Genomic DNA, 17,507 nt, shown 5'->3' on the forward strand with positions numbered 1-17,507 from the left:
ATCAGCGAATAATGCCGCGAGTCGAACGTTCAAAGAAATCACTGAATGCCTGAACCGCCGGATATTGCTGTGCTAGTTCGGCAATTTCTGGCTTCACTTCATCCAGCGTTCTACCACTGCGATACAGCAATTTGTATGCATTACGGATAGCATGAAGTGATTCTTTGTCGAAACCACGGCGCTTCAACCCTTCGATATTGATACCGAATGGCGTCGCATGATTGCCTTGAGCGATGACAAAAGGAGGCACGTCTTGAGCAACGCCTGAACAACCGCCCACCATAACATGCGCACCGATCACGCAGAATTGGTGAACTGCTGTCATACCGCCAATAATGGCATAATCGTCAATTTCTACATGACCACCCAATGTCGCATTATTCGCAAGAATACAACGATCGCCAATGATACAGTCATGGGCAATATGGGCATTAATCATCAATAAATTGTCGCTGCCTACTTTGGTTAATCCACCACCCTGAACAGTGCCACGGTGGATAGAAACACTTTCGCGGATACGGTTACGGTCACCAATCTCGACGCGAGTAGGCTCGCCTGCATATTTCAGATCCTGGTTTGCTTCACCAATCGAGGCAAACTGGTAAATCTGATTATCACAGCCGATTTTTGTTATTCCATTAACGACGACATGGGATTTCAGTTCCGTGCCAGCGCCGATTTCCACCTGGGATCCGACAAAGCAGAAGGGGCCAATATGAACGCCGGCGCCAATAATGGCACCTTCTTCAACAATAGAGCTAGGATGGATAACGGCGGTTTTGTCAATCACGTATCAGGACTCCTTAACGTCAGGCTTTACAGCTGCGACTTCTGCTGTTGCTGGTTTGCTACGCGCACACATCATTGTTGCCGTACAAACAATTTCACCATCAACTTTCGCAACACCAGTAAAACGGGTCAGGCCACGGCGTTCTTTGACAAACTCAACTTCCATGATCATTTGATCGCCTGGCACTACGGGGCGTTTGAAGCGGGCGTCATCAATACCAGCAAAATAATAAAGCTCGCCCGGTTCAAGTTTACCACGGCTCTTAAACGCCAAAATCCCAGTAGCTTGAGCCATCGCTTCTAATATCAGCACGCCAGGGAAGATTGGCTTGCCCGGGAAATGGCCTTGGAAAAATGGCTCGTTGAAAGAGACGTTCTTCACTGCACGTAGAAATTTACCTTCCTCGAAATCGAGGACGCGATCTACCAGCAAGAATGGAAAACGATGCGGGAGTAGATCCAAAATCTCTTCAATGTGCAGAGTATGAGTGTCAGTAGTCAAAATACTCTTCCTGTCTAAAAACTGATGCTATCAACAACACGGCCTGCGCAGCCCCAAAAGGGAGGCATTAGGCAGGCCGCAAATTATGAACTCTTTACACTTACTTTTGACATTAACTGCCAATAAGTTTGATTATTTGCTCAGAGTTTCGGGCTTAAGTGACTATTCTTTATCGATCTTGCGCTCAATAGCTTTTAAGCGTTTATTAATTCCATCAATATTCATCACTAAAGCAGCTGTCTTGCGCCAAACTTTATTCGGTTGTAGCGGAATACCGGAGGAGTATAACCCAGGTTCAGTGATTGGACGCATCACCATTCCCATCCCGGTGATAGTGACTTTGTCACAGATCTCCATATGACCATTGATCACACTGGCGCCGCCTATCATACAATAGCGCCCAACTTTCAGACTGCCTGCCATGATAACACCACCCGCAACTGCGGTATTGTCGCCAATCACAACGTTATGTGCAATCTGACATTGGTTGTCAATGATGACGCCGTTGCCAATAATCGTATTATCCAACGCACCACGGTCAATTGTTGTACAAGCACCAATCTCAACACGATCACCAATATGAACAGAGCCAAGCTGGGGGATTTTTATCCAATTACCACGATCATTTGCATAGCCAAAACCATCTGCACCAATGACCGTACCGGATTGAATTAAGCAATTTTGCCCAATCACAACTTCATGATAAACGGAGACATTGGCCCACAAACGGCTACCAGCACCAATGCGAGTATTTTTACCAATAAAACAGCCTGCACCGATAACAACGTTATCACCCAGTACAACACCAGACTCTATCACCGCATTTGCGCCAACAGAGACGTTCTCTCCCAGCGTCGCTTGTGGAGAAATTACCGCGCTTGGCGCAATATCCTGTGCTGGCTGAGGGGTCGTATCCATTATTTGCGCCATGCGAGCATAGGTTAAATAGGGATTATTCACGACTAAAGCGGCAGATTTACAAAAAGGTAAGTCAGCCTCAGTCAACACTACGGCACCTGCATTACACGTGGCGAGTTGTTCCTGATATCGGCTATTTGCTAAAAATGTGATTTGCGAAGGCTCGGCGGAATGCATAGAAGCGATGCCGGTGATGACGATATCGCCATCACCGTGCACCTGTGCATCCAACTGCTGGGCTAAATCAGCCAGTCGAATTGAAGGCATGTTTTATTTAACCTGTTTCAGCACGTCAGCAGTGATATCCATAGAAGAATCTACATATGCAACAGCATTTGCATCGATCACTACGTTATAACCGCCTTTGCTGGCAACAGATTTAACAGCATCCTGAATACGGCTCAGAATTTTGTTACGTTCTTCCATTTGACGACGGCGATTGTCTTGCTCAAAAGCCTGGGCTTTAGTAGAGAAAGTTTCACGCTGTTTCATTACGTCGTTTTCCAGCTTAGTACGTTCGCTGGCTTTCATGGTAGAACCGTCACGTTGCAGCTTCTGCATTTTAGTCTGCAGATCGCGCTCCATTCCTTGCAGTTCGGTTGCACGGCCTTTGAATTCATTCTCCAGCTGTTTAGCTACGGTTTCACGCGCAGGCAATTGTTGGAAAATGCTGGAAACGTTAACAACAGCAATCTTGTCAGCGGCTTGAACGCTGGCTGAAGCAGCCAATGCTAAACCTAGACCTGCGGCACACAACCACTTTTTCACTATAAACTCCTTACCATTACCCGTTTGTGTCAGAGACACCTTGAAGTGCACTTAATACTGAATAATCCCTAAGTTAGCGCCAGCCTGAGCCAACGCTACTTTAGGTTATTTCAACTACCAGTGCTGTCTTTAAAATTCAGTACTACTTTGCCAATCAATTACCAAGTTTTACCAATGTTAAACTGGAATTGCTCTGACTTATCACCTTCGTAATCTTTAACCGGTTTAGCATATGAGAACACTAACGGCCCCAATGGAGACATCCATTGCAGCGACACACCGGCAGACACACGAATATTGCTGGCTTTACTGTAATCAGGTATGCCAGCAGCACGCGTCGCTGCGGTATTTTCCCAATTAGTATCCCATACCGTACCTGAATCAATGAAGAATGAAGTACGTACAGAGTTTGAGTATTTCTCGCTAATAAACGGTGTCGGTGTGATCAGTTCTAAACTGGCCACCGCCATCGCATTACCACCGACAGCATCTGTAGAATCCCGGATGGTTCCATTAGCATTATAGTATGCAGCTTTAGGACCGATGTTATTTGATCGGAAACCACGCACCGTACTAGAACCACCGGCATAGAAGTTTTCGTAGAATGGCATCTCTTTAGAGCCGATACCGTCGCCATAACCTAAGCGACCACGACCTAAGAGCACCCACGAACGGTCTTCATCTAACGGCTGGTAAGCAGAAGTATCGAAAGTGATTTTATAGAACTCGTTATCAGAGCCAGGCACGGTCACTTTCGTATTCACTGATGATTTAACACCAGAAGTTGGGAAGAAACCACGGTCAAGGTTGTTATATGTCCAACCCAGATTCAACGTGAAATCATCTGCGGTAAAGCTTGCACGGTCAGTCAGATTAGGATCCTGACCTACGGAGTCAAGATATCGCCACATCGCGACTTGTGGTTCCATATCAGACAGATCGTTATGGACGTAACCTAAGCCAACACGCAATGAGTTATTTTCATTGATAGGGAAGCCTAAAGTACCGTCAACACCATAGCTGCTGTTGGTATAGCCAGACAGGTCCGCGTTATCTGCTTTAAAGTCATTATAGAAGATACGCCCGCCCAGACTGACACCATCGACGGTGAAGTAAGGGTCAGTTAAGGTAAATTCAGCATAAGTCTGATAGTCATTCTTCGTGCCGTTAATACCAACGGTATTACCGGTACCCAGCCAGTTATCCTGCTGAACACCAACTTGGAAGCTCACACCACTTTCAGTACCGTAACCGATACCAAAGTTCAGGCTACCGGTGTTTCGTTCTTTAACTTTGTAGGTAACATCAACCTGATCAGCAGTCCCCGGAACACGCTGAGTTTCAACATCAACGGTTTCGAAATAGCCCAAACGGTTCAAACGTTCTTTACCGGCTTCAACCTGATCATTCCCCAGCCAAGCACCTTCCATCTGACGCATTTCACGACGTAATACGGAGTCTTTACTGGTGTCGTTACCTTCGAAACGGACATTGCGGACATAGAAACGGTTACCCGCATCTACATTGATATGCAATTTGACCGTTTTATCAGCATCGTTAATCTCAGGTTGAGATACCACACGTGGATAGGCATAGCCATAACGGCCCAACATCTTCTTGATGTCTTCTTCCATGCGGGTGACTTTACTGCCGTTGAACAATTCGCCCGGCTCAATCTTGGTCAGCCTATCTGCTTCAGATTGATGACCTGCAAGATTACCGCTCACGACCACACTGTTAAGCTTGTATTGGTCGCCTTCAGTAATATTGATGGTGATATAGATGCCTTTTTTATCTGGAGTCAAACTCACTTGAGTTGAATCGATATTAAAGCGGGCATAACCACGGTCAAGATAGAAACTACGCAAGGTTTCAAGATCACCAGCCAGTTTCTGTTTCTGGTATTTGCGGTCACCGACCACGTTCCACCATGGCACTTCATCACGCAATTGGAAGCGAGAGATAAGCTCATCCGTTGTGAAACTGTGGTTACCTACGATGTTGATCTGCTGAATTTTTGCAGAAACACCCTCGGTAAAGACCAGTTTGAGATCGACACGATTACGTGGCAATGGCGTAACAACAGCCTTCACGGAAGCACTGTATTTACCCACACTGTAGTAGAAATCTTCGAGTCCTTTTTCAATGCTGGATATAGTGGTACGGTCCAGGGCTTCGCCAACCCGGACGCCAGAGGCTTCCAGATTCTGCTTAAGCATGTCATCTTTCACCGCTTTATTACCGGAGAAAGTGATGCTGGCAATCGTTGGGCGTTCTTTGACTTGAACAATCAGCGTATTACCATCGCGCAGGACACGAACGTCCTCGAAGTTGCCTGTAGCAAACAACGCACGGATAGTATTACCGATGTCTTCATCACTGACGGTATCGCCTACGCGAACCGGCATATTAAGTAACGCCGCACCGACGGCGACCCGTTGCAGGCCTTCGAAATGAATATCTTTCACTACGAACCCGTCTGCACCGTATACGGTGGCGCTGCCAAACAGCAGCGACGCTATGAGCAACTTTTTCATCGCCATCGTTGTTATGCGTTCTTCCTAACCTATCCCCTGCCGTTAAAGACGGGAGAAATCATTGAAAAGTGCAAGCCCCATTAATAGCACCAGCAAAATCGAGCCGATGCGATAACTGAAGTCCTGTACTCGCTCAGAAACCGGCCCACCCTTCAGCTTTTCTATCGCCAGGAAGAGCAGATGTCCACCATCTAACACCGGTAATGGGAACAAATTGATAATGCCTAAATTGACACTGATGAGTGCCAAAAACATCAGGTAATACACCAATCCGTACTCAGCTGAAACCCCAGCACCTTGCGCAATAGATATCGGGCCACTCAAGTTATTCAGCTTAACATCACCAGTAATCAGTTTACCCAACATGCTTACCGTCAACCGCATCAACTGCCAGGTTTTATCCCCAGCTTGGTAGAATGCCGTAAACGGGCCATATTGGCGAATCGTTCTATATTCATCCGGAAGCGGTATAACTTTCGGCACTACACCCGCAAAACCTTCACTGCGGTTTTCTCCAACCGATTTTGTATCTGGTATCAAGGTTAAAGACAAGGGGGTACCACCCCTTTCAATATCTAACACCAGCGCTTTACCGGGGTTATCTCGAACTTGTAAAACAAATGTTTGCCAACGATCCAATAACTGACCGCCAACTTTAACTATCCTATCCCCTGCTTGTAAACCCGCCTTTTCTGCCGCTGAACCTGGTTGAACTTCTGCCAGAACAGATTCAATCTGCGGGCCGCGAGGAATAATCCCTAATGCGACGACAGGGTCCTGTTTATCTGGCTCAAATTGCCACTGACGCAAATCCAGTGTTTTTTGCACCACATTGGCAGAACCAAATGGAGCAACCCCCACTTGCGTTTGCTTGTCGCCAATTTTACTGACTAATGCCAAACGAACAGAATCCCAGTCAGGCGTTTCGATGCCATCTACGGACTTAAGTTCCATTCCCGGAGAAATATTGGCTTGTGCAGCAATAGATTGTGGTGAAATATCACCCACAACCGGGCGCACACTTGGCACCCCAATGATAAACACCAGCCAGTATGCAATGACAGCAAAAAGGAAGTTAGCAATCGGACCCGCGCTGACGATCGCCGCGCGTTGTAAAACAGTTTTATTGTTAAAAGATTGATGGCGGAACTCTGGCGCGACAGCCTCTACACGCTCATCCAACATTTTAACATAACCGCCCAGAGGGATAAGGGCGATGACATACTCAGTACCCTGACGATCAGTTCGGCGCCATAACGCTTTACCAAAACCGATCGAAAAGCGCTCCACACGGACACCACAGCGCCGTGCCACCCAAAAGTGACCAAACTCATGCACTGTAATTAAGATCCCCAGTGCGATAATAAACGCGGCCAGGCTCCAGAGTATGCTCATCATATTCCCTAAACTCCCCGTCAGTGACGGATTAAAACACTAACAGCATTAAGCAGGCAAATACCGGCACAGCTGCGGTCAGGCTATCGATACGATCCAGTATCCCACCATGACCAGGAATCAAATGACCACTGTCTTTGATTCCCGCTTCACGTTTAAACATACTTTCGGTCAAATCGCCGAGTACCGAGGCCAATGCAGCAACCACGGAACAGATTAACAGTTTTTCCGGGATGATATCCAACGGAGCGTATCGACCAAACAACCATGATATCAGAGCTGATGTCAGTAAACCGCCAATTAATCCTTCCCACGTTTTACCAGGTGAAACTCTTGGCGCTAATTTGTGTTTACCGAACAGTTTTCCGAACATATAAGCGCCGGAATCCGCTCCCCACACCAAGAGCATCACATACAGCAACCACCAGGCACCGATATTATGGTTCAACTCATAACCGTACTGGCGCAGTGCCACCATGCCCCAGAAGAAAGGGACAATCGTCAGAATGCCGAAAATTATACGTAAGAGACGAGAATTGCGCCAGAAAGCCGCTGAACGTGGGTACGTTAGCACCAACAGCAATGCGGCAATCCACCACCCCATAGAGAGCCAGAGGGGGACGCTTACTTGCAGAAGATGTGCCGAATGCTGGTAGGCAGGAAGACTAAGCAGCATCAGGACAAGAAGAAAACCACAAAGTATAGCCAACCAAATACGCTGAGAACGGCTGGCAAACCCGGCTAATTGCCCCCACTCCCAAGCTGCAAGCATGCAGACAAAGAGAGTTACAATAGCAAAACCAACCGGCGGAAGCAGGAACAGTGCACCAATGACAACCGGAATCAAAATCAAAGCAGTTATGAGACGATACTTCAGCAAAAGTTCCCCCTAGGATGCCGTGACATCGATAGGTGTAGTTCCCCCGAAGCGACGCTCGCGTTGTGCAAATGCATTCAGCGCACCTTCAAAGACATGTTCATCAAAATCAGGCCAGAGTACATCAGTAAAGTAAAGTTCAGCATAGGCAATTTGCCACAACAAGAAATTACTGATGCGATGTTCACCACCGGTTCTGATCACTAAATCTACCTCAGATTGCTCATGTAGGCAGATATACGAGTTTAGCGATTCTTCCTTGATATCTTCGGGTTGCAGCTCTCCTCGCTGTACTTGTTCAGCTAAGTGGCGCACTCCCTGAATAATATCCCAACGACCACCATAATTGGCTGCAATATTCAGCTTCAGACCATCATTGTTCGCAGTTAGCTCTTCTGAGCGACGAATCCGTTGCTGTAAGCGCTCACTAAATCGGCTTATATCACCAATTACTGATAAACGAACATTATGTTTATGCAGACTTTTTACTTCGCTGTCCAGCGCTCGAACAAAAAGCTCCATCAGAGCGGTGACTTCTTGAGCAGGGCGATTCCAGTTTTCACTACTGAAAGCATAAAGCGTGAGCGCATCTAACTGATGAGAAGCAGCAAAACTGACCGCGCGACGAACCGACTTCACTCCCGCTTTATGACCGAAAACCCTTAATTTCCCCCGGTTTTTAGCCCAACGCCCGTTACCGTCCATAATAATAGCAACATGACGTGGAGTCAGTGGGGACAAGTTAGCCCTATCTTCATTTACAGACGACATAATGCGAACTCATTTCCTCAATAAATCAATTGTTCGTCCCGAACATTAGGCAGTAAGCGCACAAAAAAAGCCGTGTACCAAGTCACGGCTTCTTAAGTGACAGCCAAAATAGACGGTTTAAATACCTATTGGGCCGTTAATCAACGGTCTATCTCTCCATTGATGGTGCTGACTATACCATCTCAGCCCAGCCCTAACAAATTCCCGCATCAGGTGATAAGGCTTTTAATTATTCAATTTTGCTATTGCTTTCGTTGCCATATCACGGGCCTGACGGTCAATTATCAGCACTTCATCCACACAGGTTGGTTCTGGTGACGATAAATGTTCAACTACAGTACGATTGATAACAGCAATATCAGTGAAACGAATTTTCGAATCCAAGAATGCCATGACAGAAATTTCGTTCGCCGCATTAAGCGCTGTCGTGGCTGCCTGCCCTGCATTACATGCATCGATGGCCAGTTTCAGGCATGGATAACGTTGATAATCCGGTGTACCAAAGGTCAACTCGCGGATTTTGCAAAAATCCAAGGGAGCAACACCGGACTGAACTCGCTTCGGGTATGCCATCGCATGTGCAATAGGTGTGCGCATGTCAGGTGTCCCCATCTGTGCCAATACGCTTCCGTCATGATAGCGGACCATCGAGTGAATCACTGACTGAGGATGTAAAATCACTTCCATCTGCTCAGCACTGGCATTAAATAACCAACGAGCCTCAATATATTCTAGCCCTTTATTCATCATTGTTGCCGAGTCGACCGATATCTTGCGCCCCATAGACCAATTAGGGTGTGCGCAGGCTTGATCCGGTGTGACATCAACAAATTGTGATAATGGAATTTCACGCAGTGGGCCACCAGAGCCTGTCAGAATAATGCGTGAAACACCATTCTCACTTAGAGAAGAATAGCCTAATTGACGCTGAACATTTTCAGGTAAACTCTGAAAAATAGCATTATGTTCGCTGTCGATGGGGAGCAATTGCGCGTGGCTATGTTTGACTTCATCCATAAAGAGCTTGCCGCAAGTAATCAGCGACTCTTTATTCGCCAACAAGACCTGCTTGCCTTTGCGGATAGCCGCTAATGTAGAAGGCAAGCCAGCCACACCCACAATAGCAGCCATAACCTGATCGACATCCTCTAAAGCCGCTAATTCGCAAGCTGCTTTTTCACCAGAGTAAACCTCGGTTCGAGAGCCATTTTCAGCCAACAGGCGACGCAGCGCTATAGCCGATGTTTCATCGGACATTGCCGCATAACGGGGAGCGAACTCTAGACATTGTTGTGCCATCTGCTCGACATTGCGGCCAGCAACCAGTGCAGTAACTTTGAATAATTCGGGATTAGTGCGCACAACACCCAGAGTGCTGTTGCCGATAGAACCAGTAGAACCAAGAATAGTCAGTTGCTTCATGAGAGTGCTCTGAATAACTGTTTTTATGATAGGTGAGGCATCAACCAACTGTATGACAGGCGGAAAACTACTACCCTCAAACCCAATTTACGGCGCTTTATTGATGAGAGTCTATTGCGCCTATAACCTATTGTTTTATTAGAAAAATTATCAATAAGATATTTTTCCAATAAAGCAGTAAACCGAACTAAAAACAAAGCGCCGCCTAAGCGACGCTCTGCCTGGTGAGTGAAGATTAGAAATCCATCAACTCAGCTTCTTTCGCTGCCAATGCTGCATCAACTTTCTTGATGTAAGCATCAGTCAATTTTTGCACTTCATCTTGAGAACGACGATCTTCGTCTTCGCTAATTTCTTTGTCTTTCAGTAAGGCTTTCACTTTGTCGTTAGCATCACGGCGCACGTTGCGAATAGAGACGCGGCCCTGCTCTGCTTCTGCACGAACAACTTTGATCAAGTCTTTACGACGTTCTTCTGTCAGCGGTGGTAATGGCACGCGAATCACAGTACCTGCAGAAGAAGGGTTCAGACCTAAATCTGAAGACATAATTGCTTTTTCAACTGCGGCACTAAGGCTACGGTCAAAAACAGTCAGTGCCAGAGTACGGGAATCTTCCACAACAACGTTAGCCAACTGACGCAAAGGGGTTGGCGTGCCGTAGTACTCAACCTGAATGCCATCAAGGATACTTGGAGAAGCACGGCCGGTACGAATCTTACTAATATGGTTCTGGAAGGCTTCGACGCATTTTTCCATGCGTACTTCGGTATCTTTTCTAATTTCGTTAATCACGTTGTGAACCCTTGAAAACTGGTTACTTGGCAGGCCATAGCTTGAGTATAGCCGGTGAATATACAAACCAACAATTGCTGGCTAAAGGGGCGGGTATTCAATCTAATTGCCCCCTGACAGTACAGGCAGTCGCTTATTTAGAGATAGCCGTCACTTCTTTAGTGATCAGCGTCCCTTCATTCTCACCCATCACCACGCGACGCAGAGCGCCAGGTTTGTTCATGTTGAAGACACGAATTGGCAGGTTATGGTCACGTGCCAGAGTAAAGGCTGCCAGATCCATAACTTTCAGCTCACGTTCTAAAACGTCCTGATAGGTTAACTGTTCGTACAGTGTCGCGTCAGGATTTTTCACCGGATCTGCGGAGTAAACCCCATCGACTTTAGTTGCTTTCAGCACAACATCAGCTTCAATTTCGATGCCGCGCAGACAAGCCGCAGAATCCGTGGTGAAGAATGGATTACCTGTACCTGCAGCAAAAATCACCACACGGTTGTGACGTAGCAGGCTGATTGCCTCGGCCCAGCTGTAATTATCACACACGCCATTAAGTGGGATCGCAGACATCAGGCGGGCGTTCACATAGGCACGGTGCAGCGCATCTCGCATTGCCAGGCCATTCATTACGGTAGCCAGCATTCCCATGTGGTCGCCCACTACGCGGTTCATCCCAGCCTGTGCCAAACCGGCACCGCGGAATAAGTTACCACCGCCAATGACCACACCGACCTGAATGCCCAATTCGACCAGCTCTTTAACTTCTTGAGCCATGCGATCCAAAACGCTTGCGTCGATACCAAAACCTTCTGCGCCTTGCAGGGCTTCGCCACTAAGCTTAAGCAGGATACGCTGATATACGGGTTTTGCATTGGTTGCCATGGTGTTCTGTCCTAAGCAGCAGTAATAGTATTGGGGACTTGACCGTCATACATTCAGAGCAACAATAAGTGCGCTAAAGGTCTACGGACTAAATTCTAGAAGTGGATAAAATGGAACCGCCTATTGGCGGCCCCATTTTTTAGCATTAAGACTGTTTGCTCATTGCTGCAACTTCAGCAGCAAAGTCAGTCTCAACTTTCTCAATGCCTTCGCCCACTTCGAAGCGGATGAAGTTTACAACGTCGGCTTTGTTTTCTTTCAACAAATCACCAACAGTTTTGCTTGGGTCCATAACGAAGTTCTGACCAGTCAGAGAAACTTCGCCGGTGAACTTACGCATACGGCCTTCAACCATCTTCTCAGCAATTTCACGTGGTTTGCCGGATTCGATAGCGATGTCCAGCTGGATTTGGTGCTCGCGAGCAACAACTTCAGCAGGAACATCTTCTGGCTTAACGTATTCAGGCTTGCTTGCAGCGATGTGCATAGCAATGTGCTTAACCAGCTCTTCATCAGCGCCAGTTGCCGCAACCATAACACCGATACGTGCGCCGTGCAGGTAAGTCCCCAGAACATCGCCTTCCAGAACAGCAACACGACGAATGTTGATGTTTTCACCGATTTTAGCAACCAGGTTAGCGCGTTGTTCTTCGAACTTAGCTTTCAGAACGTCGATATCAGCGATTTTGTCAGCCAGAGCTGCGTTGATAACTTCTTCGCCGAATGCTTTGAAGCCAGCATCTTTAGCAACGAAGTCAGTTTCGCAGTTCAGTTCCAGAATCACACCGAATTTGCCGTCAGCTGAAACTTTAGCCAGGATGATGCCTTCAGCAGCGATACGGCCTGCTTTCTTGGCAGCTTTAGCCTGACCAGATTTACGCATATTGTCGATGGCAAGCTCGATGTCGCCGTTAGCTTCAACCAACGCCTTTTTACATTCCATCATGCCTGCGGCAGTACGCTCACGCAGTTCTTTTACCAAAGCAGCGGTAATAGCAACCATTTCAATTTCCTCGGTTCTCTTGTGAAAACAAGATCTCACATTAGATACGCAAAGGGGCCTATAAAAGGCCCCCTAACCAACATATTTCAATACCTGGTTAATAAGGGCTCACACCGAGCCTGACTTATTATTCAGCTTCTACGAAGCTTTCTTCCGCTTGAACGGCCAGATCTTGAGAACGACCTTCATTGACGGCAGTAGCAACAGCGCTCAGGTACAGTTTAACTGCACGGATTGCGTCGTCGTTACCTGGGATGATGAAGTCAACGCCATCTGGATCGGAGTTAGTATCAACGATAGAGAATACCGGGATACCCAGGTTGTTAGCTTCTTTGATAGCGATGTGTTCGTGATCAGCATCAACAACAAACAGTGCGTCTGGTAAGCCGCCCATGTCTTTGATACCGCCCAGGCTGTTTTCCAGCTTGTTCAGTTCACGAGTACGCATCAGCGCTTCTTTTTTGGTCAGCTTGTCAAAGGTGCCGTCTTGAGACTGGATTTCCAAATCTTTCAAACGTTTGATGGACTGACGAACTGTTTTCCAGTTAGTCAGCATCCCGCCCAACCAGCGATGGTTCACGAAGAACTGGTCGCAGTTGTTGGCAGCTTCTTTTACCGCTTCGCTTGCTGCGCGTTTAGTACCAACGAACAAAATCTTACCTTTACGGGAAGAGATCTTTTTCAATTCAGCCAAAGCTTCGTTGAACAGTGGTACAGTTTTTTCCAGGTTGATGATGTGAACTTTGTTACGTGCGCCGAAGATGAAAGGCTTCATTTTCGGGTTCCAGTAACGGGTCTGGTGACCGAAGTGAACACCAGCCTGGAGCATGTCGCGCATGGAAACAGTTGCCATGATTAAAACCTCTATAGTATCAGTTGGGGTTATGCCTCCACGTGTCCCATAACACCGACCCCATAAGCGATTGATAATCATCAAAAACTTTAGGGCACCCCGGTGTATGTGCCGACACGTGTGTGTTATTTACACATATGAGTGCGATTGGTATTACTTGGCTAAACAACGCATTTGTCATTAGAACACAGTGCGGTTCGCCGGCGCGCTTTATACCATAAACAGCCGCAACACACCAACTTTTGTTGTATTTAGTCTCGGCGCTGCAAACGAAAGTTTGGCAGCAAATTGCAGGGCTGATACCATACGCGACAGCATTTTTACTTATTTCATTATACAGCGGCCTCACGCTGGCCCCTGTGGACACTTTTGCATGGCAATCTCAATCAAAACACCTGACGATATTCAAAAAATGCGCGTTGCTGGCCGCTTGGCTGCTGAAGTGCTGGAAATCATTGAACCCTACGTAAAACCAGGGGTAACGACCGGTGAACTGGATCGTATCTGCCACGACCATATTACCAATAAACAACAGGCTATTTCTGCTTGTCTGGGCTATCACGGCTATCCGAAATCAGTTTGTATCTCGGTAAATGAGGTGATTTGTCACGGTATTCCAAGTGATGAAAAAGTGCTGAAAGATGGCGATATCGTTAATATCGACGTGACCGTAATTAAAGATGGTTTTCACGGCGATACCTCAAAAATGTTTATTGTCGGTAAACCGACCATTCTCGGGGAACGTCTGTGCCGCGTGACGCAAGAGAGCCTGTATCTGGCGATCAAAATGGTCAAACCGGGTATCCGTCTGCGCACGCTGGGCAAAGCTATCCAGAAATTTGTCGAAGCTGAGAATTTCTCTGTTGTGCGTGAGTACTGTGGTCACGGTATTGGTGAAGGTTTCCATGAAGAACCACAAGTTCTGCACTACGATGCTGATGATGGCGGCGTTATCCTGCAAGCGGGCATGGCTTTCACCATTGAACCGATGGTCAATGCTGGGGATTACCGGATTCGTACCATGAAAGATGGCTGGACGGTAAAAACTAAAGATCGCAGCTTGTCGGCACAGTATGAGCATACTATTGTGGTAACCGATAACGGCTGCGAAATAATGACGTTGCGTAAGGATGACACCATCCCCAACATCATAACGCACGAGTAATTATAACAAGCCGGCTCCCGCCGGCTTTTTTATGGGCTGCGTTTTTCATCGGATTCTTTATCCACGGGGAATATATGTCTGACAATCACACCGAGCACTCTGCACCACTCGCGGTAACGAAGGTCATTCCGGAACAGCCCGCGCTACCGAGTACCTACCTTGATAGCGAGCTTAATTGCCCCATACTCAAACAGCGGTTAGAGATATTCCAATCTTGGCTCGCTGAAGCATTCAATGGCGGAATTAGTGCCGAGACACTCATTGCTGCACGCAGTGATTATATTGACCAACTGCTACGGCGGTTGTGGACATTTTATGGCTTTGATGATGTGCCAGAAACCGCGCTCGTCGCCGTTGGTGGCTATGGCCGTGGCGAATTGCATCCCTTATCCGATATCGATGTTTTAATCCTTAGCAAACAGCGTTTAAATGAAGAACATGCTCAGCGAGTCGGTCAGTTAATCACTTTGCTGTGGGACTTGAAGCTAGAGGTTGGTCATAGCGTCCGCACACTGGAAGAGTGTTTGTTAGAGGGGCTAGCCGACCTCACGGTAGCCACTAATATGATTGAGTCGCGCTTAATTTGTGGTGATGTTGCTCTGTTTTTACAGATGCAAAAACACATTTTCAGCGACAGCTTCTGGCCATCCCCCAAATTTTTCCACGCCAAAGTGGTTGAACAGCAAGAGCGGCATAAACGCTACCACGGCACTAGCTATAATCTGGAACCGGATATCAAAAGTAGCCCTGGTGGATTAAGAGATATTCATACTCTTCAGTGGGTTGCCCGCCGCCATTTTGGCGCCACATCATTAAGTGAAATGGTTGATTTTGGTTTTCTGACGAAAGCAGAGCGCAATGAGCTTATCGAAAGCCAAAGTTTTTTATGGCGTATCCGCTTTGCACTGCATTTGGTATTGACCCGTTACGATAACCGTCTGTTATTTGACCGCCAACTGAGCGTTGCCCAGCTTTTGCAATATCAGGGGGAAGGTAATGAGCCCGTCGAACATATGATGAAAGATTTTTATCGTATGACGCGCCGGGTCAGTGAACTGAATAACATGTTATTGCAGTTGTTTGATGAGGCCATACTGGCGCTGGATACCAATGAAAAACCACGCGCACTGGATGATGAATTTCAGTTACGCGGGGATTTAATAGACCTTCGTGATGAAAACCTCTTTGTTCAACAACCTGAAGCCATTATGCGCATGTTCTACTTGATGGTGCGCAATCAGGATATCAAAGGGATTTACTCCACCACCGTGCGCCGTTTACGTCATGCCCGCCGGCATCTGAAGCAACCCTTATGCAACATCCCTGAAGCCCGTAAGCTGTTTATGGCAATTTTACGCCACCCCGGCGCGGTTTCCCGCGCATTATTACCAATGCACCGCCACAGTGTTTTGTGGGCCTATATGCCGCAATGGGGCAGTATTGTCGGGCAAATGCAGTTTGACCTGTTCCATGCTTATACCGTTGATGAGCACACGATTCGAGTGCTACTCAAGCTCGAAAGTTTCGCCGATGAAACAACGCGGCCACGCCATCCGCTTTGCGTAGAGCTTTACCCGCGCTTGCCTCAGCCAGAATTATTACTGCTTGCCGCGCTATTCCACGATATCGCCAAAGGCCGTGGGGGTGACCACTCAATTCTAGGCGCTCACGACGTTTTGGAATTTGCCGAGCAGCATGGGTTAAATTCCCGCGAAGCCCAGCTTGTCGCTTGGCTAGTCCGCTGTCATCTATTGATGTCAGTCACCGCTCAACGTCGGGATATTCAGGATCCAGCGGTGATCCAACAATTCTCCGCGGAGGTGCAAAGCGAAACTCGCCTGCGCTATTTGGTTAGCCTAACTGTGGCTGACATCTGCGCCACCAATGAGAATCTGTGGAATAGCTGGAAACAAAGCCTGTTACGCGAACTTTATTTCGCCACAGAAAAACAGTTACGCCGGGGTATGCAAAACAGCCCGGATCTGCGTGAGCGCGTACGCCATCATCGGCTACAGGCGCTAGCACTACTGCGGATGGATAATATTGATGAAGAAGCACTGCATCGAATCTGGAGCCGTTGTCGGGCCGACTACTTCCTGCGACACTCACCTAATCAGTTAGCTTGGCATGCCCGTCATTTGCTTGAGCATGACTCCACCAAGCCTCTGGTTCTGATTAGCCGTCAGGCGACACGCGGAGGGACCGAAATATTTATCTGGAGCCCTGACCGCCCATCGCTATTTGCCGCCGTTGTTGGTGAATTAGATCGTCGTAATCTGAGTGTTCATGATGCACAGATTTTCACTAACCGTGATGGTATGGCAATGGATACTTTTATCGTGCTAGAGCCAGATGGTAGCCCGCTGGCACAAGATAGGCATCCGATTATCCGCCATGCCTTACAACAGGCGATGACGCAGCCGAACTATCAACACCCGCGAGTCAGGCGGTTATCACCTAAATTGCGGCATTTCAGTGTGCCAACCGAAACCAATTTCTTGCCAACCCACAATGAGCGTCGAACTTATTTGGAGTTAATTGCACTAGACCAACCGGGTTTGCTGGCGCGTGTTGGCGAGATTTTTGCAGATTTAGGATTATCCTTGCATAGTGCGCGTATTACCACGATTGGCGAGCGAGTAGAGGATTTGTTTGTGTTAGCGGATAAAGATCGCCGGGCATTGAGCCTTGAAACTCGTCGTGAATTAGCACAACGGTTGACAGATACCCTCAATCCGAACGATAAACTGTGATACAAATAACTTTTTAGCGATTAATTTTCTTACAATTGACCACCCAGAGTCATTGGCGCTGCAGCTAACACTGCTGTGGCA

Annotated in this window: 15 protein-coding genes; 2 read left to right on the forward strand and 13 right to left on the reverse strand. The window is 47.4% G+C overall.

Annotation, left to right across the window (positions count from 1 at the left end):
* Position 1 precedes the first annotated feature (1 nt).
* The 13 genes from lpxA to rpsB all read right to left on the reverse strand — a co-directional run bounded on the left by lpxA (position 2) and on the right by rpsB (position 13,508).
* Positions 2–790 (reverse strand): acyl-ACP--UDP-N-acetylglucosamine O-acyltransferase, encoded by a 789-nt coding sequence (gene lpxA, locus HUZ92_RS18285; RefSeq protein ID WP_050098123.1) that lies wholly within the window; start codon positions 788–790, stop codon positions 2–4.
* Positions 791–793: 3 nt separating this feature from the next.
* Positions 794–1,291, reverse strand: coding sequence for a 3-hydroxyacyl-ACP dehydratase FabZ (gene fabZ, locus HUZ92_RS18290; RefSeq protein ID WP_050098122.1), 498 nt, complete (start codon positions 1,289–1,291; stop codon positions 794–796).
* A 162-nt stretch (positions 1,292–1,453) separates the two neighbouring features.
* Positions 1,454–2,476: a UDP-3-O-(3-hydroxymyristoyl)glucosamine N-acyltransferase gene (gene lpxD, locus HUZ92_RS18295; RefSeq protein WP_050098121.1), complete on the reverse strand. Its 1,023-nt coding sequence runs from the start codon at positions 2,474–2,476 to the stop codon at positions 1,454–1,456.
* Positions 2,477–2,479: 3 nt separating this feature from the next.
* Positions 2,480–2,977 carry a molecular chaperone Skp gene (gene skp, locus HUZ92_RS18300; protein WP_050098120.1) on the reverse strand — a complete coding sequence of 166 codons (498 nt, stop codon included), beginning with the start codon at positions 2,975–2,977 and terminating at the stop codon, positions 2,480–2,482.
* Positions 2,978–3,135: 158 nt separating this feature from the next.
* Positions 3,136–5,520 (reverse strand): outer membrane protein assembly factor BamA, encoded by a 2,385-nt coding sequence (gene bamA / locus HUZ92_RS18305; RefSeq protein WP_050098119.1) that lies wholly within the window; start codon positions 5,518–5,520, stop codon positions 3,136–3,138.
* Positions 5,521–5,556: 36 nt separating this feature from the next.
* Complete coding sequence (gene rseP, locus HUZ92_RS18310; RefSeq protein WP_050098118.1) at positions 5,557–6,912, reverse strand: sigma E protease regulator RseP; 1,356 nt, start codon at positions 6,910–6,912, stop codon at positions 5,557–5,559.
* 28 nt (positions 6,913–6,940) lie between these two features.
* Complete coding sequence (gene cdsA / locus HUZ92_RS18315) at positions 6,941–7,789, reverse strand: phosphatidate cytidylyltransferase (protein ID WP_050098117.1); 849 nt, start codon at positions 7,787–7,789, stop codon at positions 6,941–6,943.
* 9 nt (positions 7,790–7,798) lie between these two features.
* Positions 7,799–8,557 carry a (2E,6E)-farnesyl-diphosphate-specific ditrans,polycis-undecaprenyl-diphosphate synthase gene (gene ispU / locus HUZ92_RS18320; RefSeq protein ID WP_050098116.1) on the reverse strand — a complete coding sequence of 253 codons (759 nt, stop codon included), beginning with the start codon at positions 8,555–8,557 and terminating at the stop codon, positions 7,799–7,801.
* 225 nt (positions 8,558–8,782) lie between these two features.
* A complete protein-coding gene (gene ispC / locus HUZ92_RS18325) occupies positions 8,783–9,979 on the reverse strand; it encodes a 1-deoxy-D-xylulose-5-phosphate reductoisomerase (RefSeq protein ID WP_050098115.1) in 1,197 nt (398 codons plus the stop codon).
* A gap of 235 nt (positions 9,980–10,214) precedes the next feature.
* Positions 10,215–10,772: a ribosome recycling factor gene (gene frr, locus HUZ92_RS18330; RefSeq protein ID WP_050098114.1), complete on the reverse strand. Its 558-nt coding sequence runs from the start codon at positions 10,770–10,772 to the stop codon at positions 10,215–10,217.
* 133 nt (positions 10,773–10,905) lie between these two features.
* Complete coding sequence (pyrH, locus tag HUZ92_RS18335) at positions 10,906–11,652, reverse strand: UMP kinase (RefSeq protein ID WP_025377285.1); 747 nt, start codon at positions 11,650–11,652, stop codon at positions 10,906–10,908.
* A 145-nt stretch (positions 11,653–11,797) separates the two neighbouring features.
* Positions 11,798–12,655, reverse strand: a complete 858-nt coding sequence (gene tsf / locus HUZ92_RS18340) for a translation elongation factor Ts (protein ID WP_050098113.1) — start codon at positions 12,653–12,655, stop codon at positions 11,798–11,800.
* A gap of 127 nt (positions 12,656–12,782) precedes the next feature.
* A complete protein-coding gene (gene rpsB, locus HUZ92_RS18345) occupies positions 12,783–13,508 on the reverse strand; it encodes a 30S ribosomal protein S2 (protein ID WP_004706703.1) in 726 nt (241 codons plus the stop codon).
* 373 nt (positions 13,509–13,881) lie between these two features.
* Here rpsB and map point away from each other — a divergent pair, with 373 nt between their 5' ends.
* Positions 13,882–14,673, forward strand: a complete 792-nt coding sequence (gene map, locus HUZ92_RS18350; protein WP_050098112.1) for a type I methionyl aminopeptidase — start codon at positions 13,882–13,884, stop codon at positions 14,671–14,673.
* A gap of 74 nt (positions 14,674–14,747) precedes the next feature.
* Positions 14,748–17,426: a bifunctional uridylyltransferase/uridylyl-removing protein GlnD gene (gene glnD / locus HUZ92_RS18355; protein WP_050098111.1), complete on the forward strand. Its 2,679-nt coding sequence runs from the start codon at positions 14,748–14,750 to the stop codon at positions 17,424–17,426.
* Positions 17,427–17,507: the final 81 nt, after the last annotated feature.

This window comes from Yersinia vastinensis (assembly GCF_902726565.1).
GTDB classification, from domain to species: domain Bacteria; phylum Pseudomonadota; class Gammaproteobacteria; order Enterobacterales; family Enterobacteriaceae; genus Yersinia; species Yersinia vastinensis.

What these genes read in the sequence shown, in the direction of transcription:
- glnD (WP_050098111.1), top strand. Translation starts at nt 14,748, where the DNA reads ATGTCTGACAATCACACCGAGCACTCTGCACCACTCGCGGTAACGAAG.
- rseP (WP_050098118.1), bottom strand. Translation starts at nt 6,912, where the DNA reads ATGATGAGCATACTCTGGAGCCTGGCCGCGTTTATTATCGCACTGGGG.
- tsf (WP_050098113.1), bottom strand. Translation starts at nt 12,655, where the DNA reads ATGGTTGCTATTACCGCTGCTTTGGTAAAAGAACTGCGTGAGCGTACT.
- rpsB (WP_004706703.1), bottom strand. Translation starts at nt 13,508, where the DNA reads ATGGCAACTGTTTCCATGCGCGACATGCTCCAGGCTGGTGTTCACTTC.
- pyrH (WP_025377285.1), bottom strand. Translation starts at nt 11,652, where the DNA reads ATGGCAACCAATGCAAAACCCGTATATCAGCGTATCCTGCTTAAGCTT.
- bamA (WP_050098119.1), bottom strand. Translation starts at nt 5,520, where the DNA reads ATGGCGATGAAAAAGTTGCTCATAGCGTCGCTGCTGTTTGGCAGCGCC.
- ispU (WP_050098116.1), bottom strand. Translation starts at nt 8,557, where the DNA reads ATGTCGTCTGTAAATGAAGATAGGGCTAACTTGTCCCCACTGACTCCA.
- map (WP_050098112.1), top strand. Translation starts at nt 13,882, where the DNA reads ATGGCAATCTCAATCAAAACACCTGACGATATTCAAAAAATGCGCGTT.
- ispC (WP_050098115.1), bottom strand. Translation starts at nt 9,979, where the DNA reads ATGAAGCAACTGACTATTCTTGGTTCTACTGGTTCTATCGGCAACAGC.
- lpxD (WP_050098121.1), bottom strand. Translation starts at nt 2,476, where the DNA reads ATGCCTTCAATTCGACTGGCTGATTTAGCCCAGCAGTTGGATGCACAG.